The organism is Hymenobacter sedentarius (assembly GCF_001507645.1).
Taxonomy (GTDB): domain Bacteria; phylum Bacteroidota; class Bacteroidia; order Cytophagales; family Hymenobacteraceae; genus Hymenobacter; species Hymenobacter sedentarius.
Genome location: NZ_CP013909.1, coordinates 3,988,298 through 4,014,594, shown reverse-complemented (window position 1 = coordinate 4,014,594; position 26,297 = coordinate 3,988,298). Strand labels below are relative to the sequence as shown.

At 61.1% G+C, this 26,297-nt stretch carries 21 protein-coding genes; 7 read left to right on the top strand and 14 right to left on the bottom strand.

Annotated features, from left to right (window positions below; translation table 11 throughout):
• Positions 1 to 116 precede the first annotated feature (116 nt).
• Positions 117 to 1,142, bottom strand: a complete 1,026-nt coding sequence (gene hemE / locus AUC43_RS16575; RefSeq protein ID WP_082685150.1) for a uroporphyrinogen decarboxylase — start codon at positions 1,140 to 1,142, stop codon at positions 117 to 119.
• A 118-nt stretch (positions 1,143 to 1,260) separates the two neighbouring features.
• The gene (locus tag AUC43_RS16570) at positions 1,261 to 1,881 is read right to left on the bottom strand and encodes a MarC family protein (protein ID WP_068196189.1); all 621 of its coding nucleotides are present in this window, start codon (positions 1,879 to 1,881) and stop codon (positions 1,261 to 1,263) included.
• 178 nt (positions 1,882 to 2,059) lie between these two features.
• Between AUC43_RS16570 and purE the strand changes: the two genes are divergently transcribed.
• Together purE and AUC43_RS16560 are read left to right on the top strand one after the other, a co-directional pair.
• Complete coding sequence (gene purE, locus AUC43_RS16565) at positions 2,060 to 2,572, top strand: 5-(carboxyamino)imidazole ribonucleotide mutase (protein WP_068198792.1); 513 nt, start codon at positions 2,060 to 2,062, stop codon at positions 2,570 to 2,572.
• A gap of 17 nt (positions 2,573 to 2,589) precedes the next feature.
• A complete protein-coding gene (locus AUC43_RS16560) occupies positions 2,590 to 3,711 on the top strand; it encodes an endonuclease/exonuclease/phosphatase family protein (protein WP_099092904.1) in 1,122 nt (373 codons plus the stop codon).
• Between the two features lie 42 nt (positions 3,712 to 3,753).
• Here the strand turns inward: AUC43_RS16560 and AUC43_RS16555 are convergent, their stop codons facing one another.
• The 8 genes from AUC43_RS16555 to fabG all read right to left on the bottom strand — a co-directional run bounded on the left by AUC43_RS16555 (position 3,754) and on the right by fabG (position 13,134).
• Positions 3,754 to 4,419: a hypothetical protein gene (locus tag AUC43_RS16555; RefSeq protein WP_068196185.1), complete on the bottom strand. Its 666-nt coding sequence runs from the start codon at positions 4,417 to 4,419 to the stop codon at positions 3,754 to 3,756.
• Between the two features lie 288 nt (positions 4,420 to 4,707).
• Positions 4,708 to 6,663: a molecular chaperone DnaK gene (gene dnaK, locus AUC43_RS16550; RefSeq protein ID WP_068196183.1), complete on the bottom strand. Its 1,956-nt coding sequence runs from the start codon at positions 6,661 to 6,663 to the stop codon at positions 4,708 to 4,710.
• A 239-nt stretch (positions 6,664 to 6,902) separates the two neighbouring features.
• A complete protein-coding gene (locus AUC43_RS16545; protein WP_071885952.1) occupies positions 6,903 to 7,559 on the bottom strand; it encodes a pseudouridine synthase in 657 nt (218 codons plus the stop codon).
• Between the two features lie 134 nt (positions 7,560 to 7,693).
• Entirely contained in the window at positions 7,694 to 8,788 is a 1,095-nt protein-coding gene (locus tag AUC43_RS16540; protein WP_068196180.1) for an MBL fold metallo-hydrolase, read from the bottom strand.
• Between the two features lie 30 nt (positions 8,789 to 8,818).
• A complete protein-coding gene (locus tag AUC43_RS16535) occupies positions 8,819 to 9,493 on the bottom strand; it encodes a Rossmann-fold NAD(P)-binding domain-containing protein (protein ID WP_068196177.1) in 675 nt (224 codons plus the stop codon).
• Positions 9,494 to 9,612: 119 nt separating this feature from the next.
• Positions 9,613 to 10,035, bottom strand: coding sequence for a hypothetical protein (locus AUC43_RS16530; RefSeq protein WP_068196174.1), 423 nt, complete (start codon positions 10,033 to 10,035; stop codon positions 9,613 to 9,615).
• A 26-nt stretch (positions 10,036 to 10,061) separates the two neighbouring features.
• Positions 10,062 to 12,143: a VWA domain-containing protein gene (locus AUC43_RS16525; RefSeq protein ID WP_233254034.1), complete on the bottom strand. Its 2,082-nt coding sequence runs from the start codon at positions 12,141 to 12,143 to the stop codon at positions 10,062 to 10,064.
• A 241-nt stretch (positions 12,144 to 12,384) separates the two neighbouring features.
• A complete protein-coding gene (fabG, locus tag AUC43_RS16520; protein ID WP_068196170.1) occupies positions 12,385 to 13,134 on the bottom strand; it encodes a 3-oxoacyl-[acyl-carrier-protein] reductase in 750 nt (249 codons plus the stop codon).
• A 124-nt stretch (positions 13,135 to 13,258) separates the two neighbouring features.
• Between fabG and AUC43_RS16515 the strand changes: the two genes are divergently transcribed.
• Positions 13,259 to 14,500, top strand: a complete 1,242-nt coding sequence (locus AUC43_RS16515) for a geranylgeranyl reductase family protein (protein ID WP_068196167.1) — start codon at positions 13,259 to 13,261, stop codon at positions 14,498 to 14,500.
• 226 nt (positions 14,501 to 14,726) lie between these two features.
• Here AUC43_RS16515 and AUC43_RS16510 read toward each other — a convergent pair whose 3' ends face one another.
• Entirely contained in the window at positions 14,727 to 15,647 is a 921-nt protein-coding gene (locus AUC43_RS16510) for a tetratricopeptide repeat protein (RefSeq protein ID WP_068196164.1), read from the bottom strand.
• Positions 15,648 to 15,871: 224 nt separating this feature from the next.
• Here AUC43_RS16510 and lpdA point away from each other — a divergent pair, with 224 nt between their 5' ends.
• Positions 15,872 to 17,266 (top strand): dihydrolipoyl dehydrogenase, encoded by a 1,395-nt coding sequence (gene lpdA, locus AUC43_RS16505; RefSeq protein WP_068196159.1) that lies wholly within the window; start codon positions 15,872 to 15,874, stop codon positions 17,264 to 17,266.
• A gap of 56 nt (positions 17,267 to 17,322) precedes the next feature.
• On the opposite strand, the gene AUC43_RS16500 is transcribed toward lpdA, so the two are convergent.
• Positions 17,323 to 18,255: a DMT family transporter gene (locus AUC43_RS16500; RefSeq protein WP_068196156.1), complete on the bottom strand. Its 933-nt coding sequence runs from the start codon at positions 18,253 to 18,255 to the stop codon at positions 17,323 to 17,325.
• A gap of 118 nt (positions 18,256 to 18,373) precedes the next feature.
• Between AUC43_RS16500 and AUC43_RS16495 the strand changes: the two genes are divergently transcribed.
• The 3 genes from AUC43_RS16495 to AUC43_RS16485 all read left to right on the top strand — a co-directional run bounded on the left by AUC43_RS16495 (position 18,374) and on the right by AUC43_RS16485 (position 22,587).
• On the top strand, positions 18,374 to 19,699 hold the full coding sequence (locus tag AUC43_RS16495; protein WP_068196153.1) for a replication-associated recombination protein A: 1,326 nt from the start codon (positions 18,374 to 18,376) through the stop codon (positions 19,697 to 19,699).
• A gap of 256 nt (positions 19,700 to 19,955) precedes the next feature.
• Entirely contained in the window at positions 19,956 to 21,728 is a 1,773-nt protein-coding gene (sppA, locus tag AUC43_RS16490; protein ID WP_068196150.1) for a signal peptide peptidase SppA, read from the top strand.
• Between the two features lie 40 nt (positions 21,729 to 21,768).
• Positions 21,769 to 22,587, top strand: coding sequence for a purine-nucleoside phosphorylase (locus AUC43_RS16485; RefSeq protein ID WP_082685149.1), 819 nt, complete (start codon positions 21,769 to 21,771; stop codon positions 22,585 to 22,587).
• Between the two features lie 214 nt (positions 22,588 to 22,801).
• Here the strand turns inward: AUC43_RS16485 and AUC43_RS16480 are convergent, their stop codons facing one another.
• Together AUC43_RS16480 and AUC43_RS16475 are read right to left on the bottom strand one after the other, a co-directional pair.
• Complete coding sequence (locus AUC43_RS16480; RefSeq protein WP_157781133.1) at positions 22,802 to 23,659, bottom strand: DUF4249 domain-containing protein; 858 nt, start codon at positions 23,657 to 23,659, stop codon at positions 22,802 to 22,804.
• A 221-nt stretch (positions 23,660 to 23,880) separates the two neighbouring features.
• Positions 23,881 to 26,202: a TonB-dependent receptor gene (locus AUC43_RS16475; RefSeq protein WP_233254033.1), complete on the bottom strand. Its 2,322-nt coding sequence runs from the start codon at positions 26,200 to 26,202 to the stop codon at positions 23,881 to 23,883.
• Positions 26,203 to 26,297 lie beyond the last annotated feature (95 nt).

Here is a 26,297-nt window from a genome sequence, read left to right as displayed (position 1 = left end):
GAGTGAAAATCACAATCGGCTGTCATGCTGAGCCTGCGAAGCATCTTCTCATGGCTAAACGATTAGTACTAACCTGATAAGATGCCTCCTGCGTCAGGATGACAGCCGATTACAAACTACCCGCGCCAGGCCTTCACCGTGTCCACGAATACGCGGACGTTATCCGGGTCGGTATCAGGGTACACGCCGTGGCCGAGGTTGGCAATGTGGGGGCCGCCGGCAAACTTGCGGAGCATGGTTTCAGTGGCCGCTCTCACCTGCTCGCGGGTGCCGTAGAGAGCGCAGGGGTCGAGGTTGCCTTGCAAGGTTTTGCCGTCGGCTTCGCGGCGCACCTGCATGGGGTCCTGGTTCCAATCCAGCCCAATGGTGCGACAGGGCAGGGCCGCAAAATCGGGCACGGCCCACCAGGCGCCTTTTGCAAAAACGGTGACGGGCACCAGGGGAGCCAGCGCTTCGCAGATTTCAGCAATGTAGCGGGTCGAGAATTCGCGGTAGTGGTCGGGGGGCAGGATGCCAGCCCAGGAATCGAACACCTGCACCACCTGGGCACCGGCGGCCACCTGGGCCTTGAGGTAGGCAATGGTCGTGGCCGTAATTTTGGCGAGTAGCTGGTGGGCCAGGGCGGGCTCGCGGTAGAGCATGCCGCGGGCTTTGCTGAAAGTTTTGGAGCCGTGGCCCTCAACCATGTAGGCCAGAATGGTCCAGGGAGCGCCGGCGAAACCGATAAGCGGCACCCGGCCGTTGAGGGCGCGGTGGGTAATGCGGATGGCTTCGAGCACGTAGCCGAGGTGCTCTTCGGGGTCCGCGATGCGGAGCTTGGCCACGTCGGCGGCCGATTTGATGACTTCGGGAAAGAGCGGGCCGCGGGCTTCCACCATCTCATATGTCAGGCCCATGGCATCGGGCACCACCAGGATGTCGGAGAAGATGATGGCGGCGTCCACATCCAGCGCATCAATGGGCTGAATGGTGACTTCGGCGGCCAGGGCGGGCGTTTCTACCAGCTCTTTGAAGCCGGAGAGGCGGGCGCGCAGGGCGCGGTATTCGGGTAGGATGCGGCCGGCCTGGCGCATCAGCCACACGGGCGTACGTTCGGTGGCCTCGCCGCGAGCGGCGCGGAGGAAAAGGTCGTTTTTCAGCATAAGCGAGGGCAAAGGTACACCGCCAGGCAGACGCATGCCGCATTGCGTCCGAGTTGAAAAAGCGACGTTATGTCCCGGCTCTCGACATGCGGCACGCTGCCTGACGGCCGTTGGGCTTTTACCGCGTCAGCCCCGGAAACAGGGCGCTGATGGCCGTGGCAAAGAAATTGACCCCAATGGCCAGGGTGATGAAGCCCATGATGCGCGCCATGGCCGCCATGCCGGGCTTACCCAGCACGCGGGTGAGCCGCAGGGAAAAGAGCAGGATAATAAAGGCCGCCAGCGCCACCAGCGTAAAGCCAAACACTGTCATGGCCTTGTCGACGTAAGTGGGCCGAATCAGGCCAATGCAAATGGCCATGGAGCCCGGCCCCGACAGCATGGGCATGGCCAGGGGCGTGAAGCTGATGTCGTCCTTGTGCTTGCTTTCTTCAAGGGCATCGGGCCCCACCCGGTCGCGGTTGGCGCCGGGCGTGAGCAGCTCAAAGGCCGAGCGCATGAGCAGGATGCCGCCCGCAACGCGCAAGTGCTGGATGTTGATGCCAAAAAAATTGAGAATGTACTGACCGCCAAAAAAGGCCACGCTCAGAATCGCCACCATGTAGATGCAGGCGCGCAGGGCCGTGCGGGCGCGCTCCTGGGCCCGGTCTTCGGCCGTGAGGGTCAGAAAAACCGGCATCGCCCCAAACGGATTGACGATGGAAAACAGGGTGGTGAAGGTGGCGAGGAGAATTTCCATAGGTCGCAAAGGTATGCGTAGGTATTGGCTGGATGGAAAAGCCTTATTTTGCCACCTCAACGGCGGAGTTTACTGCTCTGCTTCCTGCTTCCCTCTTTTCGCCTTTCCCCACCTGATGATTCCTGACTCTTCCGCTGAAAGCTCGCCGTCTGGCCCAAGTAACGACGACCGCCCCATTATGGAAACGCCTATTGTAGGCATCATCATGGGGTCGAAATCGGATTTAAAAATTATGGGAGCCGCTTCCGACGTGCTCCGGCAGTTCGGCATTCCCTTCGAAATCACGTTGGTGTCGCCGCACCGCACGCCGCACCGCATGGTGGAGTACGCCGAAAGTGCCCGCAAGCGCGGCCTGCGCGTGCTCATTGCCGGTGGGGGCGGGGCCGCCCACCTGCCGGGCATGGTGGCGGCGTTCACCACGCTGCCCGTCATTGGGGTGCCCATCAACAGCACCATGTCCATTCAGGGGCTCGATTCCATTCTGAGCATGATTCAGATGCCGGCGGGCGTGCCCGTGGCCACGGTGGGCGTGGACGCGGCGGCCAACGCGGCCGTGCTGGCCACCCAAATGCTGGCCCTGAACAACGCCCGCCTGGCCGATGCCCTGGAAAAGTACCGCGCTACCCTCAAAGACCGGGTGATGCGCACCATTGAGGAGTTGCGCAAAGGCGGCTTCCAGGACGATGTATAATTCCTTGCGCCGCGTAGATGTCTGATTTTTTATACCTGCTGGTCACCATTGGCCACTGGGTGGTGTGGGTGCTCGGCGGCCTGGGCCTGGTGGTGACCCTGCTGCCCATACTGCGCCAAACCGCCTGGTGGATTCGCGCCTGCGACTTTCCCCGCCTGCAAATCGTGGCGGGCCTGGTGCTGAGCCTGGCGCTCACGCTGGCCCTGCCGCACGAGCCCGGCCCGGCTCATTCCTGCTTTTGGGTGAGCCTGGCGGTGGCCTTGGCTTACCAGGTGAGCCGCATCTGGCCCTACACGCCGCTGCACCGCAAGCAGGTGGCCAACGCCCTGCGGGCCGCCGACGACAACGACCACCACATCAGCCTGCTGGTAACCAACGTGCTGATGTACAACCGCGACGCCTCACGCTGCCTGGGCCACATTCGCAACTACCAGCCCGACATCGTGCTGGCCTTGGAAACCGACGATTGGTGGCTGAGTCAACTCCAAGGCATCGAGAAAACCCACCCCTATACCTGCCACGCGCCCCTGCCCAATACCTACGGTATGCTGGTGTTTTCGCGGCTGCCCCTGCGCGAGCCCCAGATTCGGTACATTCTGGACAAGGATATCCCCTCGTTTCATGGCTGCGCGGTGCTGCCCAACGGCGTGGCCGTGAACATGCACTTCCTACACCCCAAGCCGCCGGCGCCGCAGGAGTCGAAAACCAGTGCCCGGCGCGATGCCGAGCTGCTGGTGGTGGGCAAGCTCATTCAGCGGCACGACGGGCCCACCATCGTGGCCGGCGACCTGAACGACGTGGCCTGGTCGCATACTTCCGAGCTGTTTCGGCGGTTGTCGCGCTTGCTCGACCCGCGCATTGGCCGGGGCCTGCTGCCCACCTTCCACGCCGACCACAAGCTGCTGCGCTGGCCCCTGGACCACGTCTTTCATTCGTCGCACTTCCGCCTGCAGCACCTGGAGCGCCTCACCCACATCGGCTCCGACCATTACCCCATCTACATCCGCCTCAGCTACGAGCCCAGCGGCTGGCAGGAGCAGGAAGACCAGCTGGAGAAGGCCGATGCCGACGACCACCAGGAAGCCGACGCCAAAATCGAAGAGGGCGTAATCGAAGCCGCCCAGCCCGCCGAAGATTAATTCCGGCGAGCTGGGCGGCAAGAGTTGGGCTGCGAAATTGGGCTAGCGCTTGGCTGATGCTTTGCGCGTAACCAGTTCCGCGGGCTGGAAATCGCCCACGGGCGTCACGCGGCCGCTGGCGCTCACGTACGTGGGCCGGATGCGCATGGTGAGGCGGCGGGCGCTGCCGGTAAAGTCGGCCAGGCCAGCAGCGAAGGCGGCCGGGGTGCTGCCATTGAGCAGCGCCGGGGTCAGCTTCAGGTCCACGTCGACGGGCAGGGTCACGATGGCGCTGGATTCCAGCGCGGTGTTGGCGCCGGTGCTGCCTTTAGTCAGCTCACGGCCGTCGAGAAAGAGCTGGTAGTCGAGCTGCTTAAGCTGCAGGGTAACCTGGCTGGAATTGCGGGCATACACCCGCATACGCAAGCGCAGGGGCAGGTTGCCGGCTTGCAGGGCGGTTTGTAGTTTGGCTTGCTGGGCCGGCGTGAAGTCGCTGGCCTGGCGCACAAACAGGATGTCCTGGCCGCCTAGCTTGGCTTCGTCCATGAAGTTGAGCCGGTACTGGATTTGGTCGTAGGCCAGTGTTTCCTGGGCCTCGGTTGAGAGGTTGCTTTTCCGAGAACTGGGCGATTCTTTAACCTGGTCGCTAACGCTGCATTGGCTGGTGCCCACCAGCAGGGCCCCAAGGGCAAGCGCCCGGAGCGGAAAAAAGTAGGAAGTGGATTTCATAAAGTAACGAGTGAGTCGTGGCGGGGAGTCGAAAGTTGCGCAAGGCCAACAGGCCGCAACGGGCGTGCTTACGCAAATGGGCGAATGTTGGGCTAAAATTAGCGCATCTCAACGCTACTGTTGAACTAACCAGAATTAATTGGCCTCTTTCCGACGTATTCATTCAACTTGAGCCGAACCCGGTAGGAGCAGGCACCCTTTTCAAATCAGGTCAATAAGCATGGATTGGGCATAAAAAAGGCTGGAAGCAATGCGCTTCCAGCTTTTTATTATCCGCGACGGCTGGTATTATTTGCCGTCTACTTCTTCGTAATCCACGTCGGTTACGTGGTCGCCTTGAGGCTGGCCCTGGCCATTGCCATTGCCGCCGGCACCTTGGCCGTCGCCGCCGGGGAAGCCCCCGCCGGGCTGGCCGGCTCCGCCGCCTTCGCCACCGCCCGCAGCGTACATCTCCTGCGAGGCAGCCTGCCAAGCCGCGTTGATGGCGGCCATGGCCGTATCAATGGCGTTGAGGTCTTTGCTCTCGTGGGCCTTCTTGAGGTCTTCGAGGGCTCCTTCGATGGCGGTTTTGTTGCCACCGCTCAGCTTGTCGCCGTACTCTTTCAGCTGCTTTTCGGTCTGGAAAATCATCGAGTCGGCGGCGTTCACCTTGCTGATGCGCTCGGTTTCGGCTTTGTCCGATTCGGCATTGGCGGCAGCCTCGTCGCGCATGCGCTTGATGTCGGCTTCGCTCAGGCCCGAGCTGGCTTCGATGCGGATTTTCTGCTCTTTGCCAGTGCCCTTGTCCTTCGCGGTTACGTTCAGGATGCCGTTGGCGTCGATGTCGAAGATTACTTCAATCTGCGGCACGCCACGGGGTGCGGGCGGGATGCTGTCGAGGTGGAACTTACCGATGGTGCGGTTCTGGCTGGCCAGCGGACGCTCGCCTTGCAGCACGTGGATTTCCACCGAAGGCTGGTTGTCCGACGCCGTCGAGAAGGTCTCCGATTTCTTGGTCGGGATGGTCGTGTTCGACTCGATGAGTTTGGTCATCACGCCGCCCATGGTCTCGATGCCCAGCGACAGCGGGGTCACGTCGAGCAGCAGCACGTCCTTCACCTCACCGGTGAGCACACCGCCCTGGATGGCCGCGCCGATGGCCACTACTTCGTCGGGGTTCACACCCTTGGAAGGCTTCTTGCCGAAGAACTTCTCCACTTCCTCCTGGATGCGGGGAATGCGGGTAGAGCCACCCACAAGGATAACCTCGTTGATGTCGGAAGTCGACAAACCAGCGTCTTGCAGGGCCTTTTTCACGGGCTCCATCGAACGACGCACGAGGTCGTCGGCGAGCTGCTCAAACTTGGCGCGGCTCAACTTCACCACCAAGTGCTTGGGGCCCGAGGCCGTAGCGGTGATGTAGGGCAGGTTGATTTCGGTTTCGGTCGAGCTCGACAGCTCAACTTTGGCTTTCTCCGACGCTTCCTTCAGGCGCTGCAGGGCCATGGGGTCCTTGCGCAGGTCGAGGCCTTCGTTTTCGCTGCTGAACTGGTCGGCGAGGAAGTTGATGATAACCTGGTCGAAGTCGTCGCCACCGAGGTGGGTGTCACCGTTGGTGCTCAATACTTCAAACACGCCATCACCGAGCTCGAGAATGGAAATGTCGAACGTACCACCGCCGAGGTCATACACGGCAATCTTCTGGTCTTTGTGCTTCTTGTCGAGGCCGTAGGCCAAGGCAGCGGCCGTGGGCTCGTTGATGATGCGCTTCACGTCGAGGCCGGCAATGGCACCGGCTTCTTTGGTGGCCTGGCGCTGGGCGTCGTTGAAGTAAGCCGGCACCGTGATAACAGCTTCGGTTACGGTCGTACCCAGGTAATCTTCGGCCGTCTGCTTCATCTTCTGCAGAATCATGGCCGAAATCTCCTGCGGCGTGTAGTTACGGTCGCCAATCTTCACGTTCACCGTGTTGTTGGGGCCGGCTATTACCTGGTAGGAAACGTGCTTCTGCTCGGCAGTCACCTCATTGAAGTGGCGGCCCATGAAGCGCTTGATGCTGGAAATCGTGTTTTGGGGGTTGGTAACGGCCTGGCGCTTGGCAGGGTCGCCCACCTTGCGCTCGCCCTTGCCCCCGTCGAGAAATGCGACGATGCTGGGGGTGGTGCGGCGGCCTTCGCTGTTGGGAATTACAACAGGTTCGTTGCCTTCCATTACGGCCACGCACGAGTTGGTGGTGCCGAGGTCAATGCCGATTATTTTTCCCATGATGGGGTGTTTTTTAGTTAGGTGTGGAATGTCAGGTCAAAGCAGCCCAATGGGCCGCTGACCGACGATTACAAGCAACGTACCAGCGTGTTTTTGGTGACAGATTGTCACCGGCAGGCCACAGAAAGCCCATCCAAGCCGCCGCCGTGGCCGGATTGGCCGCAAGCAACTGAATATTTCCTGACAGGGATGCAGCCTAACTCGGCCGTCAGCTACTTAAGCGCCCTTTCCCGGATGCCTTATGCCTGTGTAGATTTCGGCGAGGTGCCCGATGAGCCCTTGGGTACTTTCACCACCACCTTCCGGTTCGCCGGGTTTTTCGTGGCCGAAAACTTCGCTTTCAGCTTGCGGGATTCTTCCGGCGTGAGCTCGCGCCATTGGCCGGGCGCCAGCTCGCCCAGGTCCAACTCGTCGATGCTGGCGCGGATAAGGCGCAGGCAGGGCAGGCCCACGGCCGCGCACATCTTGCGCACCTGCCGGTTCATGCCTTGGGAAATGGTGATGGCCAGCCAGCTGGTCGGGATGCTGGCCCGGTAGCGGATGGGCGTGCTGCGCTCCCAAAGCTCAGTGGGCTCGGGCAGGACTTGGGCCCGGGCGGGAACGGTGAGGCCATCTTTAATCTGCACGCCGCGCCGCAGCTTCTCCAGCGCTTCTTCCGAAACCACGCCTTCTACCTGGGCCCAGTAGGTTTTGGGAACTTTGAATTTGGGGTCGCTGAGGCGGTGCTGGAGGGCTTTGTCGTCGGTGAGCAGGAGCAGGCCTTCGCTGTCGAAATCGAGCCGGCCCACCGGGTAAATGCCGGGCACGGGCACGCAATCCTTGAGTGTGGCGCGGCCGTGCTCATCCGTAAACTGGGTGAGGACTTCGTAGGGCTTGTTGAGGAGTATGTAGCGCATATAGTTGGATTTGCTTAGACCATCATGCCGAGCGCAGCCGAGGCATCTCGCGTGCCGTGGCAATTCATTCGGTACAACGAAGCGGGCGAGATGCCTCGGCTGCGCTCGGCATGACGGACTTGTAGTGCTCCGCGCTACTCCCACCAGCGGGAGCTTGGCAGCGCAGCCCCCAAAGTTACCGGTTCGCCCAGGTGTGGCGTGGTGATGGGCTGGTGCAGGCGGGCCGCCTCGGCCGTGGCCCGGATTACCGGGTCGTTCCAGGCATGGTTGGCTTCGGTGAAAGCCGCCCAATGCACGGGCAGCATCACCTGAGTGCGCACGTCGTGGGCGGCCTGCACACTTTGTTCGGGCATCATATGAATCTGGGCCCATTGCGCGTCGTACTGCCCACATTCCATCAGCGCCAGGTCGAAAGGCCCGTAGGTGGTTCCAATGGTGCGGAAGTGGGGGCCATAGCCGCCGTCGCCGCTGTAAAAGACGCTTTTCGTGGCCGACTTCATCACCCAAGAGCTCCAGAGCGTGGAGTTGCGGTTGGTGAGGCCGCGGCCCGAAAAGTGGCGGCTGGGCGTGCACACCAGCGTGAGGCCGGGCAGCCGCACGCTGTCGCCCCAGTTCATTTCGCGGATGCGCTCCGGTGCTACGCCCCAGGCCCGCAGGTGCGCCCCCACGCCCAGGGGAACATAAAAGTGGGCCACTTTGCCTTTGATGCGCCGAATGGTTTGGTAGTCGAGGTGGTCGTAGTGGTCGTGCGAAATCAGCACGGCATCGATGGGTGGCAGCTTTTCCGGGCTGATGGGCAAGGTGGGGTTGTAGCGCGGCGGGGTCAGCAAGGCGCTGGGCCCCAGGTCCACGCTCAGCATGGGGTCGAGCAGAATGTTTTTGCCGGCCAGCTCCACCAGGCTGGACGAATGGCCGAACCACGTCACGCGCACAAGCTCCGGCGTCTTGTGCACGATAGCCAGCGAGTCGAGCGGCTGCATGGGCAGCGGGCCGGCGGGCCGGGCGTTCGGGTTTTTGCGAAAGAGAAACTTCCACAGCACGGCCAGGGTGCTGCTGCCGGTCATCACTTGGGTGGGCACCAGGTTCACAAACTCGCCGTTGTGGTAATGGCCCGATTTCGCAAAAGCTGCCCGCTCGGCCTTAGTGGGCGTGCCGCCAAACTCGGGGCTGAGGCTAACAAACGCCACGGCCGCAACGAGAGCCACGCCAATGATGCTGCCGAATGCCATAAGGAAGGTTTGTAGCGCTTTTCGCATGCGTTAGGCAGCCACCTTGCCGTGGGCCAGCGCCACAATATCCCGGACTTCCAGCACCGGTTTTGGGTAGCCCGTGCGCACTGCTGCTATCATGGCCTGGCCCAACTCCTGCAGGGTGGACGCATACGAGGGCGCCAGCCGCCGGATAATGGGGTAGAGCCAGCCCACGTACCGGTATGCTTTCGGCATGTTGCGCTGGCCAGCCGTGGGATGCATGAAGGCGGGCCGAAACATGTAGGCGTGCCGAAAGGGCAGGTGCATCAGGGCGTTTTCGGTGCGGCCTTTTACGCGGGCCCAGTGGCTGCGGCCGCGCTCGGAGCTGTCGGTGCCCGCGCCGGTGACGTAGCAAAACGTCAGGTCGGCGTTCAGGCGAACCAGGGTCTGGGCCACGGCCAGGGTCAGGTCGTGGGTGATGCGCTCGTATTCTGCTTTCGAAATGCCCAGCGAGGAAATGCCCGCGCAGAAAAAACAGGCATTGTACCCGGTGAGCTGGTTTTCGACGGGGCCCAGGTTCTGCAAGTCGGCCACCAGCAGCTCTTTCATTTTGGGGTGCGAGCGGCCAGTAGGTTTGCGGCCGAGCACCAGCACTTGCTCCACATCAGGGTCTCGTAGGCATTCGAGCAGCACGCCCTCGCCCACCATGCCGGTAGCGCCGGTAAGAATCGCCTTGATTTTCATATTGGCTAGGTAAAGTAGGAGGGAGGACGCTGCGGAGAGGATTCTACTTTACGGAGCACCGCGCTACGGGAAAAGGGTGGCGCGGCGAATGCGGAGGTGCATGTACAATAGGCTATAGTCTACCGATAAGAGCTGTTCTGAATCAGATAGAAAGGAAGCAGCGAAAATGAAATAAGTAGCAAAAGCACCATAATGCTACCTAAGTGGCGCTTCGCTGGAGAGTGCCCTGCAAATTCAGAACGATACAAAATCCAGTGGGCCGACTTTAGAATTCGATAGTTAAGCCAATAGGTTACTAACCATTCCGTGCCGAGTATACCCATAAACCATAATTGCTGAGATTGCCGATTATAGATAATGCCTGCATTCGTTAGAAAATGCATTGCGATAATAAGACCATACAGCGACCAACCCATAAAAGGGAGGAGCATTAGTCCAGCAGTATCTACGGCTCTTTGAGTTACTCTGGCACCCAAGGCTTTTATCTCCGTGGCCATTCGGAAACGAAAAACTTTATACAAGACATAGCTATACAGCTTCATTAACGCCCCCAATTAAGTCCCAACGTCTACACGCTGCCCGAGTACTTCCGCGTCGCCCATTCGGCCGTGAGGAAAGCCAGAATCACGAAGAAAATCCACTTCAGATTTATCAAATCCTTCAGGTCTTCTTCGGCGGTAATTACCGGTTTGTAGTTCGCCTTTTGAATGTCCTGGGCCAACTGGTCGAATTGAGCCGGATAGTAGAGGCGTGAGCCGCTGCGGCGCGAAAGTTGAGCCAGCAGGTTGTGGTCGGCGCGCGACTCGAGCGCTTCGAGCGGCTGCGACTGCACTACTAGCTCGCCTGCATCTTGTTGGGCCTGACCGCCCAGCGTGGCGCGGGCCTGGTAGCGGTAGAGGCCCGCGGGCAGCGGGCCCAGGTGCAAAGGCGACCCATCCTCGGGGTTGGCGAAGGTGAAGCGGCGGGTTTGCTGCTTGTCGTCGGTGAGGGTGAGGTCAATTTTTTGGTTATAGATGCGCTCAAACACCGCGTTGTAGGTTTCAGCGCCGAGGGTTACGTCGTCCTGCGTGCCGAAGCTTTCCTGCGTGGGATACACGTCGAGCCGCTTTTTGTTGGCGTTTTGGGTCAGGAGCTGCAGCGTGCGGATGATGAGCCGGTCGTAGGCTTCGGGCTTGTCGTCGTGCTCCACGGCTTCCTGCAGGCGCCACTGCCAGCTGCCATCGGTGAGTAGCGTGGCCTGGCGCCGGTCGGTGGTGCCCCCAAAAACCAGCAGCGGCTTTTGGGTGGCCACGCGGCCCACGCGTTGCCACAGCGCTGCCTCGGCGCCCGCGCCCAGGCGCAAATCGCCGAACGGCACCGGGGCCGGTGGGTACGCCGCAAAGCGGCGGGCCGATTCTTCGTCGGTGGCGAAGCGGGCAAAGCCGGGGTTGGGCAGCGGCGTCACTTCATCGGTCTGGGCCCCGCGCGGCTGAATGGTGAGGCCCGTGCCCAACTGGTTGTACGCCGCCAAATCCGACTGCGCGCCGATGATGTACAGCGCCGGCGTGCGGCGAGCTTTCACCTGAGCCAGAATCTCATTGCCCAGGCCACCCTGCGCTGGTATCTGGTGCAGAATGGCCACGTCAAAATCGGCCCCAGCCCGCAGCGGCGCCACTCCCGGCAGCGCCAGCGTCAGGTCGAAGTTGTTGTTAGCCAGAATCGCGGCCCGCAAGGCCTTCAGGTCGGGGTGGGGCGCGGCGCCGGCCAGCAGCACGCGCAGCTTGCCTTTCACGATTTCGATGAAGGCCGTGCGGGCATTGTTCAGCTCTGTAAACTCGCCGGGCTGGGGCACCACGCGCACTTCGTAGCGGCGCTTACCCGGCGCGGGCGCCGTTATCTGGAAGGTGGCTTTTACGCGCCGGCGGCCGGCAGGTAACGCCACGCGGCGCCTGTCGAGCACGCGGTTGCCTTCGCGCAGCTCCACGGTGGCCGCGCCGCCCGCGAAGCCCTCAAACCCAATTTCAGCCTCCACTGGAAACCGGTTGCCGCTAAACGCCACGCGGTTGTAGATGAGGCCGGTGAGGCGCAGGTCTTTTTTGGGCACGGTGTCGCCCACCGCCACGCTGTATATCGGAAAGCTGTACTCGGAGTAGGCCGGACTGCGGCCCTGGTTTACCAGGCCGTCGCTCAGCAGCACCACGCCGGCCAGGTTGCGGCCGTCGTAGGCTTCGCGGGTGCCGGAGAGCAGGCGGTCGAGGTCGGTGGTGGGGGCGCCGAAGCGTAAGGAATCGAGCCGAGCCGGGCGACCGGGCGTAGGAGTCAGAGTGCGCGTTTCGACATTGAAGCCCTTGCTGCGCAGGGTTTCGGCCAGGCGCGCGAGGCCCGCAGTGGCCTGGCTCAATACGTTCTTCGGGGTGAATAGCTCCACCGACTGCGAGTTATCAACCGCGAGCACAATGGTGGGCTGCTCGGTGTGCGTGGTCGTCGTCTTGATAAACGGCCCCAGCAGCAGGTAGCACAGGAAGCTGACCACGGCAAAGCGCAAGGCGGCCAGCGCATAATTCAGGTTGCGGCTCCACGGCGCTTTGGCCGAGTATTGCAGCGCCGCATAGCCCGCTCCCACGAGCAAACACAGCGGAATAAACCAGGCAGAATATTGGGTAGTCAGCAAGCGAAAGTCGGATTGAATCAGCGCTAAAGTTCGTCACTCGCCCCCAAGGTTGCAGGCCGTGGCGGGTGCCTCAGGATAGCCCAATAACCAGTGGGCGACCAATGAAGATATAAGCCGGCCGAATATAGCGCTCAGACCATGGCCGTGCCTGTCCCTTCGCGCCCGCAGCAATAGGCGTGCTGCTGCGGGGCTACTGGGGTCAAAATCAATACGATTCTGCTTCGTTCCGGGGCTTTGCCTACTACGTCAGCATGCCGCCATCTACCTGCAGCACCTGGCCGGTGATATAGCTCGAATCATCCGACGCCAGGAAGGCTGTGGCTTTGGCCACGTCTTCGGGCGAGCCGCCGCGCTTGAGCGGAATGGCCTTGCGCCACTCGTCTACCTGCTTGGGGTCGAGGGCATCGGTCATTTCGGTTTCGATGAAGCCGGGGGCAATGGCGTTGCAGCGGATGTTGCGCGAGCCCAGTTCCAGGGCCACCGACTTGGTGAAGCCGATGATACCGGCTTTGCTGGCGGCGTAGTTGGCCTGCCCGGCGTTGCCTTTAATGCCCACCACGCTGGTCATGTTGATGATGGAGCCGGCTTTGGCGCGCATCATGGGCTTGGTGGCGGCCTTGGTGAGGTTGAAAACCGACTTGAGGTTCACGGTGAGCACCTGGTCCCACTGCTGTTCGCTCATGCGCATGAGCAGGCCGTCCTGCGTGATGCCTGCGTTGTTGACGAGGATGTCGAGCTTGCCGAAATCAGCCAGCACGTCCTCAATCAGCTTTTCGGCCTGAGTGTAGTCCGAGGCGTCGGAGCGGTAGCCTTTGGCTTTGGTGCCGTGGGCCGAAAGCTCGGCCTCCAGGGACTGGCCCTTTTCGACGGAGGAGAGGTAGGTGAAGGCCACTTGGGCACCGAGTTGGGCAAAATGCGCCGCGATGGCGCGGCCAATTCCTTTGGAAGCGCCCGTTACGAGGGCCACTTTTCCGGTCAGCGTTTGAGTCATGGGGCGAAGGTAAGTAGCGCGTCCGTAGCGCGGACTTTGTCGTCTGCGTCTTTGAAAGACTTAAGCGGCGTGGGGGCGCGGACTGCAAAGTCCGCGCTACAGCGGGCTAACTTCGCCCCAGATTATGCTTCACCACGATATCTGCATTTTGGGTGCCGGCCCCGGCGGGGCCACCGCCGCCCTGCACCTGGCCAACGCCGGCCACCGCTGCCTGCTGCTCGACCGCGCTTCCTTCCCCCGCGACAAAATCTGTGGCGACGCCCTCAGCGGCAAGGTGCTGAGCGAGTTGCGCCGCATCGACGAAACGCTGCCCGCCCGGCTGGCCGCCGCGCCCATGCAGGTGCCCAGCTGGGGCATCGATTTCTTTGCGCCCAATGGCCGCCGTCTCGGCATTCCCTTCAAGCCCAAGTTCGACAAGGCCACCGACCACGCCGCCGGCCACGTAGCCAAGCGCCTCGATTTCGACAACTTCCTGGTGGAAGAAGTGCGCCAGCGGCCCGAAATTGACTTTCGCGAAAACGTGGATGTGGCCCGCACCGAGCGCACGCCCACCGGCTGGCAGCTGCTCGACAAAGCCGGCCAGGAAGTGGCGACTTGCCGCATTCTATTGGTGGCCAACGGCGCCCAGTCGGAGTTTGCCCGCAAGGTGGCCGGCCACGCCCTCGAGCCCGACCATCACTGCGCCGGCTTGCGCACCTACTACGACAAGGTGACCGGCCTGAGCCCCGACAATTTTATTGAGCTGCACTTCATCAAGGATTTCCTGCCCGGCTACCTCTGGGTATTTCCCTTGCCTAACGGCCAGGCCAACGTGGGCGTGGGCATGCTCTCCAAGACCGTAGCGGCCAAGAAAATTAACCTCCGCCAGCGACTCGACGAAATTCTGACCACCCACCCCACGCTGGCGCCGCGCTTTGCCAATGCCGAGCGGCTGGGGCCCGTGCGCGGTTTCGGCCTGCCCCTGGGCTCGAAACGCCGGTCCTTGTCGGGCGCCAATTATATGCTGCTCGGCGATGCCGGCTCGCTCATCGACCCCTTCAGCGGCGAGGGCATTTCGCACGCCATGGTGAGTGGGCGCCACGCCGCCATCTGGGCCGCCCAAGCCGTCGCCAAGGCCGATTTTAGCCTAGAATTCCTGAAGAACTACGACAAAGCAGTCTACAACCGCCTCGGCCAGGAGCTGCGCCTGAGCCGCGTGATGCAGCGGCTGCTCAACTTCCCCAGCCTGTTTAACATTGTAGCCAATCGTGCCGTGAACAATCCCACCTTGGCCGAAACCCTGTCGGCCATGTTCATGGACCTTGACCTGCGGGAACGGCTGCGCCAGCCAGGGTTTTATTTCAAGCTGTTGTTTGGCGGGAAGTAAGGGTATTTTATTCCTTAAAAAAAACGTCCTGCTAGGTGAGGTCGCGGAACCTCACCCCTACCGAGCACGGCCCCGGCCGCTCTCCAAAAGAGACGGGAGCCAGACGGTCATACAACTAAAAGCCCCGGCTCAATTTTGAGCCGGGGCTTTTAGTTTCAAGAAATTGAGCTGGTACTTGTGCCGTGGCTCCCCTCTCCGCGGGAGAGGGGCCGGGGGTGAGGTTCCGCTACCGCTTTGCTGCAGGGCGGGGCGCCACTTTAGCTCCCGTAGCTTTAACAGGCTCTTTGCCTTCGTTTTTCACATAGCGCCGGAGGCTCTTAGCCGCTTCGGGGTTGAGCTTGGTAGCCCGCTCCAGGTCGCGCCGCGCTTCGGCTAGCTTGTCAAACGACGAGTAGCTGATGCCGCGGTATTCCCAGGCATCGGCATAGGTGGAGTCGAGCTGGATGGCGCGGGTAAAATCGGCCACCGCTGGCTTGTATTGGTACATCTGCATCTTGGCCACGCCGCGGCCGAAGAAAGATTCTTTGTCGTCGGGCCGATACTTGAGGGCACCAGAAAAGTCCGACGCGGCCGCTTTGTATTCCTTCATCATCAGGCGGTTTACGCCACGGTTGTAGTAAGCGTCGGGGTTGGTGCGCTCGTAACGCAGGGCAGCGGTGTAGTCGGGCAGCGCTTCTTTATACTGCTTGAGGTAGCTTTTGGCCTTGGCCCGCTGGAGCAGGGCGGCGGCGTTTTTGGGATTGGCCTTCACGGCCGCCTCGGCGTTGGCGAGCATGGTGCGGTATTCCGCGGTGGTCATTTTCTTCTCCTTCGCCCGCTCGGCCGAAGCCACCGCCGCGCTTGGGGCTACAGCAGGAGCAGCATTAGCGGCCGCGCCACCGGCAGCCACGCTTTCCGTGATGGGCGCATTCACGGGCGCTCCGGTCACGGTGGGAGGAGTGGTGGGTTCGGCGGCGGTAACGCGGGCATCCGGCGCGGTAGCCGCGGCGCCGCTCGAGTCGGGGCGGGTGGCACCGGTGGCCACGGGCGCATCCATGGGCTGGCTCGCAACGGACGGCTTCTCCTTTTCGGTAACGGTAGTAGCGCAGTTGGTAAGGAATGCCAACAGCCCAATGGCAGCCAGCGGTGTGCGGAAAAGTAATTTCATGGAGTCAGAAGTATGGTAGGAAGTGGGCGGCTTTGCCGTTACCGGGGCGTTATACGGAGACAATGCAAGTGTGGCCGATATCCTGGGCCGCACAAAAGCCCTCCCAAGTAGTTAAGCCGAAGTATTGGATATAGCTGCGCGGTGCGGGGCCGCGTCTATCTTTGCGCCACAATGGGTGGGTCCCCCAGGCGGGCCCGGTGTACTTTTTTCTTCCTGAGCATTTTATGGCATTGCAATTTGATTTGGTCGTGGTCGGCAGCGGCCCCGGCGGGTACGTCGCCGCCATTCGGGCGTCGCAATTGGGTTTGAAAGTGGGCGTTATCGAGCGCGAGTCGCTGGGCGGCATCTGCCTCAACTGGGGCTGCATCCCCACCAAAGCCCTGCTCAAGTCGGCGCAGGTATTTGAATACCTCAACCACGCCAGCGACTACGGCCTGAAAGCCGACGGCATCGGCTTCGACTTCAACGCCGTTATCAACCGCAGCCGCGGCGTGGCCGACGGCATGAGCAAGGGCATCAACTTCCTGTTCAAAAAGAATAAGATTGAAACCGTGATGGGCACCGGCAAAGTGCTGGCTCCCGGCAAAGTAGAAGTAACCAAAGCCGACGGCAGCAAAGAAACCGTCGAAGCCAAAAGCATCATCCTGGCCACCGGCGCCCGCTCGCGCGAGCTGCCCACCATGCCCGTCGACAACAAGAAAATCATCGGCTACCGCAAGGCCATGGCCATGGAGCAGCTGCCCAAGCGCCTCGTGGTGGTGGGTTCGGGCGCCATCGGCGTCGAGTTTGCCTACTTCTACCGCACCATGGGCTCGGAAGTGACGGTGGTGGAGTACCTGCCCCGCATCGTGCCGGTGGAGGACGAGGAAGTGTCGCGTCAGATGGAGAAGTCGTTCCGCAAAATCGGCGTGAACGTGCTCACCAGCGCCGAAGTAACCAAAGTGGACACCGCCGGCGAAGGCTGCAAAGTGACCATCAAAACCGCCAAGGGCGAGCAGGTGATTGAGTGCGACGTGGTGCTGAGCGCCGTGGGCGTGACCACTAACCTCGAGAACATCGGCCTTGAAGAACTGGGCATCAAAGTGGAGCGCGGCCGCGTGATTGTGGACGACTTCTACCAGACCAACGTGCCCGGTATTTATGCCATCGGCGACATCGTGCCCGGCCCCGCGCTAGCCCACGTGGCCTCGGCCGAAGGCATCATCTGCGTCGAGAAAATCGCCGGCCATCACCCCGAGCCGCTCAACTACCAGAACATCCCCGGCTGCACCTACGCCTCGCCCGAAATCGCCAGCGTGGGCTACACCGAAGCCGAAGCCAAGGAAAAAGGCTACGACGTGCTGGTGGGCAAATTCCCGTTCTCCGCTTCGGGCAAAGCCAGCGCCGCCGGTGTGAAAGACGGCTTTGTGAAAGTCATCTTCGACAAGAAATACGGCGAATGGCTCGGCGCCCACATGATTGGCTCAAACGTAACCGAGATGATTGCCGAGGTAGTGGTAGCCCGCAAGCTGGAAACCACCGGGATGGAAATCATCAAGTCGGTACACCCGCATCCCACCATGTCGGAAGCCATTATGGAAGCCGCTGCAGCGGCTTACGGTGAGGTGATTCACCTCTAGGTCTGAGTTTAATTGTTTGAGAAAAAGGCCCGGCTATTTAGCCGGGCCTTTTTGATTTAATCCTGCACTGCCACCAGCGGCACCTCAGGCTCGGCTACCGCTTTGGGCTTGCGGCTCACCAGCCACACACCCAGGAAGATGAGCACGGCCTGCCCGGCCTTGCCCCAGGTGAGGTGGTCTTTGCCCAGACTCACGGCGATGAGCACGGCCAGCACAGGCTGCAGGTAGATGTATACGCCCAGCAGGGCCGGGGAGGCGTATTTCAGGGCCCAGTTGTTGAGCAGGTAGGCCAGAATGGTGAGGAAGATGACCATGTAGCCGATTTCCAGCCAGATGTGCAGCGGAAAGTGGCCGTAATCAGCGGTGAGGGCCTCGCGCCAGCCAAAAGGTACCGCGATGAAGGCACCCACCAGGAAGATGCGCGCCAGCACGGTGAAGGCGTGGTACTTGCGCATCAGCGGCTGCACCAGGACCAGGTACAGCCCAAAAACGGTGGCATTGGCCAGGATGAAAGTATTGCCCAGTGTGGCGTGCGGGTAAATGGCTGCCTGTGCGTTGCGGCTCAGGATGAGCAGGCCCGCCCCGAAGGCGCCCACGGCAATGCCGAGCACCCGCGGCAGCGTGATTTTTTCACTGAGCAAAATGGCCGAGGCAATGACCACCACAATGGGTGCGATGGTTTGCAGCAGCGAGGCGCTGATGGGCGACGTCAGATTGAGGCCCGAAAAAAACAGCAGCTGGTTGACGCCAATGCCGCAGATGCCGCAGGCAATGGCGCGCAGGTTGTCGGCCCGGCCCACCAGCTTGTCCTGCGGGGCCACGATGCGGTGGATGATGCCGAAGAATAGCGCCGCCCCAACAATGCGGAGCGTGACAATGCCAAACGGCCCCATGTAGCGCGGCATCACGTCTTTCGACAGGCTGTAGTTGGCGGCGTAGATGAGGGCGACGAAAAACAGCGCCGCGTGGACGCGGTAGGAATTACGCATAGTTTGGGGAGGGCTGTAGCGCGAACTTTGTAGTTCGCGTTTTCGCGCCGTCAGAACCCGTTACGGTGCCGAACGTTCTAAAAACGCGAACTACAAAGTTCGCGCAACTTTGCTACTCATGACTTCCCTTTTTCCCGACGAACCCGCCGCATTTACTCCCCCGCCCGGCCCCGGGCCCGACGCGCCCCTGGCCGAGCGCCAGCGTCCCCGCCGCCTGGCCGACTACGCCGGCCAGCAGCATTTGGTGGGGGAGAAGGGCGTGCTGCGCCGCTACCTCAACTCCGGCCGCCTGCCCAGCCTGATACTATGGGGCCCGCCCGGCGTGGGCAAAACCACCCTGGCGCACTTGCTGGCCTCGGAGCTAAAACAGCCGTTTTCGGCGCTCTCGGCCATCAATGCGGGCGTGAAAGACGTGCGCGACGTAATCGACAAAGCCAAGCGGCAGCGGGGCACGGTGTTGTTTATTGATGAGATACACCGCTTCAGCAAGGCGCAGCAGGATGCCTTGCTCGGGGCCGTGGAGCAGGGCACCGTCACCCTGATTGGGGCCACCACCGAAAACCCGTCGTTTGAAGTCATCCCGGCCTTGCTATCGCGCTGCCAGGTGTACGTGCTGGAGCCGCTGAGCGCGGAAACTCTGCGCGAGCTGGTGGCCAAAGCGCTGCGGGAAGACGAGGCCCTGAAACAGAAAAAAGTAAAGCTGGCCGAAGACCACGCCCTGCTGGCCCTGAGCGGGGGCGACGCCCGCAAGCTGCTCAACCTGCTCGAAATCGTGGTGCAAAGCACTCCGCCGGATAAAAAAGGCGTGGTCACCATCACCGATGCCGTGGTGCAGGAAGTGGCCCAGCGCCCGTTGGCCAAGTACGACAAGGGCGGCGAAATGCACTACGACGTCATTTCAGCCTTCATTAAAAGCATGCGCGGTTCCGACCCCAACGCCGCGCTCTACTACCTGGCCGTGATGCTGGAGGGCGGTGAAGACGTGAAGTTCATTGCCCGCCGCATGCTCATTCTGGCTTCCGAAGACATCGGCAACGCCAACCCCAACGCCCTGATGCTGGCCACGAGCTGCTTTCAGGCCTGCACGGTCATCGGCCTGCCCGAATCTGATTTGATTCTGGCCCAAACCGTTGTTTACCTGGCTACTTCGGTGAAAAGCAATGCCTCGTACATGGCCATCAGGGCAGCGCAGGCCGAGGTGAAAGCCAACGGCGTGTATCCAGTGCCGGTGCCGCTGCGCAACGCCCCCACGCGCCTGATGAAGCAGCTCGGCTACGGCAAGGAGTACGCCTACTCGCACAATGGCGAGGGAAACTTTGAAGAGCAGGAGTTTCTGCCCGATGCGCTGAGCGGCACCCGTTTCTACGAGCCGGGCCTCAACCCCAGCGAGCAGAAAATCCAGGAGCGCCTGCGCAGCTGGTGGGGCGAGAAGTACGGTTATTAGCCCAACGTCATGCAGAGCACGTCTGTCATGCAGAGCGCAGCGAAGCATCTTATCAAGTCAGCACGACTAGTTCAGCGGTGAGAAGATGCTTCGCTGCGCTCTGCATGACAGACGGCGTGAGGGAGACGACAGGCACTAAGCAGTTTAAGCTAGCTCAATTTCGAAACCAGGGCTGTTTTTGGATAGGATTTAAAAAAGCAGCGACAGCAGTTCTACGTCCTTACTTTTACAAACCTAATTTCTGTAAATAAACGACATGCGTCAATTCTTTAAATACGTGCTGGCCACCCTCGTAGGCCTGGTGGCGTTCTGCTTTTTGGGCTTTGTGCTGCTGGCCGCCATCATTGGGGCCGCCAGCACGGCCGACCGCAAGGTAATCGCTGCCAATTCGGTGCTGGAGCTGAAGCTCAACGAGCCGCTCTCGGAGCGGGGGCGCGACAGCAAGTTCAATTTCTTCGGGGGCAATAACTCCTCCACGGGACTGGTGAGCCTGAAGCAGGCCATTCGCCGGGCGAAAACCGACGGCGACATCAAGGGCATTCTCCTGAACCTCGACATTGTGCAGGGCGGCATGGCTTCGATGGAAGAGGTGCGCAACGAGCTACTCAACTTCAAGAAGTCGGGCAAGTTCATCGTGGCCTACCACGAAGTGTGCTCGGAGAAGGCCTTCTACCTTTCGTCGGTGGCCAATGAAATCTACCTGCACCCGCAAGGGACGCTGGAGTTCAATGGCTTGAGCACGGAGGTGCTGTTCTACAAGCGGCTGTTCGACAAGGCCGGCATTGAGCCGTACATCTTCCGGGTGGGTTCTTTTAAAAGCGCGGTTGAGCCGTTTTTCCGCGAGAATTTCTCCGATTCGGCCCGCTACCAAACCGTGTCGTTCCTGAACGCCATCAACAACCACATGATTGGGCAGGTCGCCGCCACCCGTGGCATTGCGCCGGCGCGCCTCAAGGTTATCAGCGACTCGATGCTGGTGCACAACGCCCCCGATGCCCTGCGCCTGAAGATGGTAACCAAGCTCGGCTACTTCGACGAAGTGCAGGACTACATGCGCGGCAAACTGGGTTTGAGCAGCAAGAAAAAGCCCAACCTGGTGAGCCTGCACGACTACTTCGACGAAGACAAAGCCGATGAAAACGAAGGCAAAACCAGCGGCAACCGCATTGCCGTGATTTATGCCGAAGGCGACATCGTGACCGGCAAAGGCAGCGACGACAACATCGGCAGCGACAAGTTTGCCGAAGCCATCCGCAAGGCCCGGCTCGACGACAAGGTGAAGGCCGTGGTGCTGCGCATCAACTCGCCCGGCGGCTCGGCCCTGGCCTCCGACATTATTTACCGCGAGGTGCTGCTCACCAAGAAGGTGAAGCCGATTATTGCGTCGATGTCGGACGTGGCGGCGTCGGGCGGCTACTACATTGCCATGGCCTGCGACACCATTGTGGCCCACCCCAACAGCATCACGGGTTCCATTGGTGTGTTTGGCGTGCTGCCCAACATCCAGCCCATGCTGGCCAACAAGCTCGGCATTACCGTGGACCGCGTCACCACCGGCAAGTTCTCGGACCTGCCCACCATCACGCGCCCGCTCTCGGACTTTGAGAAGCGCACGCTGCAGCACGAAGTCGACCACATCTACGCCGACTTCACCACCAAGGCCGCCTTGGGCCGGCACATGCCCGTGGCGCGCCTGCGCCGCCTGGCATCGGGCCGCGTCTGGAGCGGGGTCGAAGCCAAGAACAACGGCCTCGTAGACGTGCTGGGCGACTACACCGACGCCGTGAAAATCGCCGCAGCCCGCGCCCACATCAAGGCCGACGACTTCCGGGTGCAGCGCCTGCCCCGCCGCAAAACCGAGCTGGAACGCCTGCTCAACATGTTTGGGGCCAGCGATGACGAAGAAGCCCAAACCAAGGCCCTGCAAACCCAGCTGGGCCCGCTCTACCCGGCCTATGCGCAGTACCAGCAGCTCATGCACATGCGCGGCGTGCAGGCCCGGCTGCCCTACGAATTCGATTTGCAATAAACTCTTTCAACTGCCCGACTCCCAGCTCTAAATGCTCCATATGCAGCAACTGCGCGAGGCCACCGTCTACATCGAAGCCTACGCCCCCAATTTTCGCCCCGACATCGGCATCATCCTCGGAACGGGGCTCGGCGCGCTGGCCCGGGAAGTAGAAGTGGAGCACAGCATCAGCTACGCCAACATCCCGCACTTCCCGCTTTCGACCGTAGAAAGCCACGCCGGCCGGCTGCTGCTGGGCCGCCTGGGCGGCAAAAACGTGGCCGTGCTGCAAGGTCGCTTCCACTACTACGAGCGCTACACCATGGAGCAGGTGGTGCTGCCGGTGCGGGTGCTGAAGATGCTGGGCATCAAGCAGCTGGTGGTAAGCAACGCCGCAGGTGGGCTCAACCCCGACTTCAATATTGCCGACCTGATGCTGATTGACGACCACATCAACCTGCAGCCCACCAACCCGCTTATCGGCCCGAACCACGACGAACTGGGCCCGCGCTTCCCGGACATGTTTGCCGCCTACGACCACGGCCTGCTGGCCCACGCCGAAGCCGCCGCCCAGGAACTCGGCCAGGCCGATACCACCCGGCGCGGCGTGTACGTGAGCGTGCCCGGCCCCATGCTCGAGACCCCGGCCGAGTACCGTTACCTGCGCATCATCGGGGCCGATGCCGTGGGCATGAGCACCGTGCCCGAAGTAATTGCGGCCCGCCACCTGGGACTACCCGTGCTGGCCGTGTCGGTCATCACCGACTTGTGTTCGCCGGGGCACCTCAAGCCGGTGGTGCTGGCCGATATTTTCGCCGCCGCCGCCAAGGCCGAGCCACGCCTCACGGCGCTGGTAAAGGCCGTAATTGAAAAAATGTAAGCGCTGAATTGTTGATTGAGCCAAGCTCAATTTAGCGTGAGTTCAACCTGGTGTCAGGACAATAAAAAGGCCATTGCATTTTGCAATGGCCTTTTTATTATGAGCAGAAATGCATCGGGCCTAAAGTGGAAATCCGGCGGAGTACCTCTTATATAATTGCTGCGCCGGCCCACCTGTTGGGCTTAAGCTGTCTTTTAACACCATTGATGTTTAGCTACTTAATAATCTTAGTCATATGGGTGCCGCTCAGCACCGAGAAGATGCCGACGCCGCCCTGCACGTTGCTGTAGATGGCCGAGGGCTGGGCAAACGGGTTGCCGTTGGCCCCGCGGGCATCGCGAATCGACTGGCGGAAACGGTAGAAGGCCGCATCGGTGTGGTAGAGAGTGGCCGTGACGGTATCGCCGCTGAGAAAGCGGTAGGTGGTGCCCACCACAAACGGCTTGCCATTGAGCAGCCGGTCCTCGAAGGAGTTGTCGACTTCGGGCTGCTTTTGCAGGGCACCTTTGGCCGGGTTGCCTTTGTGCAGCTGCAGGCGGTAGCAGTCATCGGCCGTGGGCGGGTCGCGGAAGCTGGTGAGGAAATAGGCTTTGCGCTCGGCCCCGGTTTTATCATTGAACTTGTATTCCACCGAATCGATGGGCACGGGCGGCAGCATGGTAGTGGTACTCGTGACGTGGCGGCCCTGGGTATCGCGCACGTCCAGCTTAAACACGTCGCCGGGGCGGGCCACCAGTGGGTCGCGCCCAATATGGGAGTGGAATTTCTGGCCCGAGCTGGTGTCTACCAGGGCAGCGTAATTGGGCTTGAACGGCAGCGGCACCACCGTACCATTGGGCATCGTGAGGCTCACGGTAACGTCGGTGGGCACCTGAGGCAACGCCGCGCTCAGGTACGGCACCGAGGTAGTGACAGCCAGGCTCGGCACCTGGCCCGGCTCCAAATAGCACTCCACCACTAGCTCGGCCGAGTAGCTGGGCAGCGGCACGTCGATGTTGTTCTGCAGCTTGCCGCACCCCGCCAACGCCAGGAAGGCAAGGAGGTAAACAGCAGATTTATTTACGATTATCATATTGGGGATATTCACCAGTTTTTTAGAGGCTAAGTTGCTCAGCAGCATCGTTGCACGTCATGCTGAGCTTGTCGAAGCATCTCGCTCGCGCCACTTGTCATGCTGACGAAGGAAGCATCTTATCAGGTTAGCACGATTCGTTCAGCGGCGATAAGATGCTTCCTTCGTCAGCATGACAAGTGGCGTGGAAGCATGACAGATAGATGCGCTTTGCAAGGACATTAAAACCTGAAATTGTAAGTCAGCGAGGGGATAACTGGGAACAGCGACACCTGCTTGGCTTGAAAGCCGGTGGTGCGGTCGGTGGCTTTGTCCTTCACGGTTTCAAAAAACACGAAGTAGGCATTGCGCCGATTGTAGGCGTTGTAGATGCTCAGGGTGAGGTCCTGGTTGCGGCGGGTACCAATTTTGTACACCACGCCGAGGTCGAGGCGGTGGTAGGGGATGAGCTGGTAGGAATTGCGGTTGGGGTAAATGGGCACCGGCCGCGGGTCGATGCCCGTGCTCGAGCCCGGAATGTCTTGCACGCCAAACCGGCCCAGCGGCAGCGTGGTGAGCGAACCCGAGGTGTAGATAAAGCTGGCCGTGAGGTTGATGCGCGCGTTGAGCTGGTGCAGCAGCACCACGGTCAGGTTGTGGCGGCGGTCGTAGTTGGGGTGGAAATCCTGGCCGCTGTTTACGCCGGTGGTGCCGCGCTGGGGCTGGAAATTGCGCCAGCTCCAGGCCAGCGTGTAGCCTATCCAGCCGGTCGTTTTGCCGGTTTTCTTTTCCAAGTACAACTCGTCGCCGTAGATCCAGCTTTTGCCGAAGATGAATTCGGCATCCAACTCGGGGTTCACAAAAAGCTGGGCGCCGTCCTTGAAGTCGACTTGGTTGCGGCCCCACTTGTAGTATACTTCGTTGGTGAGCAGGTACTTGCCCCGGCCCAATAAAAAGCTCACGCCACTGCTCAACTGCTGCGAGCGCTGCGGCTGTACCGCGAGCCGTGAGGGGTACCAGATATCCGTGGGCAGCGAGGCACCCGAGTTCGTGACCAGGTGTACGTACTGGTACATCAGGGCGTAGCTGGCTTTGAGCGAGGTACGGTCGTTGAGCGAGTAGCGGGCCGATGCGCGGGGCTCGAGGCTGCCGTATTGGTTGCTGCCGCTGCGGAAGCCGGTGAGCCGCAGGCCGCCTTCGAGCTGCAGCTTGTCGGTGGCTTTCAAGTTGTCGGAGGCGTAGAGGGCGCCGTCGAGGCCGTAGTAGCTCACATCGGACCCAAAGTTCACGCGGCCGTCGCCGGAATTGGCATCCAGCCGGCCCACCCCAAACTTGTGCTGAGTGAGTTGCGCCCCGGCTTTGAGCACGTGCCGGTCGTTGGGGGTGTACTCGAAATCGGTGCGGCCGCTGTAGTCCGTGATTCGGGAGCCCAGTTTGAAGCTGAACTGGTCGAGCTTGTTGGTCAGGTCGTATTTATAATCCGAAACCGAAACCGAGGTATTGACGAAAAGCTTGGGCGAAAAGACGTGGTTCCAGCGCAGCGTGCCGATGGTGTTGCCCCAGTTGAATTTAAAATCGAACCCGCCCGAGCTGTTGAACCCGAACGTATCGCGGCCGAGGTAGCCGCTCAGAAACAGCTGGTCTTTCTCGCTGAGCGTATAGTTGGCCTTGGCGTTGAGGTCGTAGAAGTAGTAATCGGGAATGGGGCTGTAGTCTTCTTTTCCTTCGTTGGCCTTGTTGAGGGCGCGCGTGAAAATGTCGAAATACGTGCGGCGGCCCGACACGATAAACGAGCCTTTGCCTTTGTTGATGGGCCCCTCATAGGTGAGGCGCGACGAAATGAGGCCCACGCCGCCGGTGGCCACGTAGTGCTGGCGGTCGCCCTCGCGCAGCTTCACATCCACCACCGACGACAGCCGCCCCCCAAATTGAGCTGGAAAGCCCGACTTGTACAAATCCACGCTTTGCACGGCATCGGAGTTGAACACCGAAAACAGCCCAAACAAGTGGTTGGGGTTGTACACCAGGGCATTGTCGAGGAGCACCAGGTTTTGGTCGGCCGAGCCGCCGCGCACAAACAGCCCGCTGGTGCCCTCGCCGCCGCTCTGTATGCCCGGCTTGAGCTGCAGCGTTTTCAGAATATCGACTTCGCCAAACAGCGCCGGCAGCAGCTTGGCCTCCCGGATGCTGAGGTGCTCGACGCCCATTTGCGTGGTTCTGAGCTTTTCTTCCAGCGTAGCGGCTCCTTCTACCACCACCTCGCCGAGCTGGTTGCCGCTCTCTTCCAGGGCCACGTTGAGCCGCTGGTTTTTGGTCAGGTTCAGCTCGCGGGTGATTTGCTGATACCCCACGAAGGCCACCACCACCTGGTGCCGCCCGGCCGGCAGCCTCAGGGAGAAATGCCCCAGGGAATCGGCTGCGGTGCCGGTATTAAGGGCGGGCACGGCCACGCTGGCCCCCGGTAGCGCTTCGCCGCGCACGCCGCGCACCGTGCCACTGAGCAGAAAATGGGCTGCCTCCTGCGACCAGCCCACCCGTGGCCAGCCCAGGCCTAACCATAACACTAATAAGAAGTAACGTTTAACAGAACCCCCAGGCATACGGTAGCAATCGAGGAAAACACAAAGGTAGCGTGCTCTCCAACGCCCAGCCCGACCGG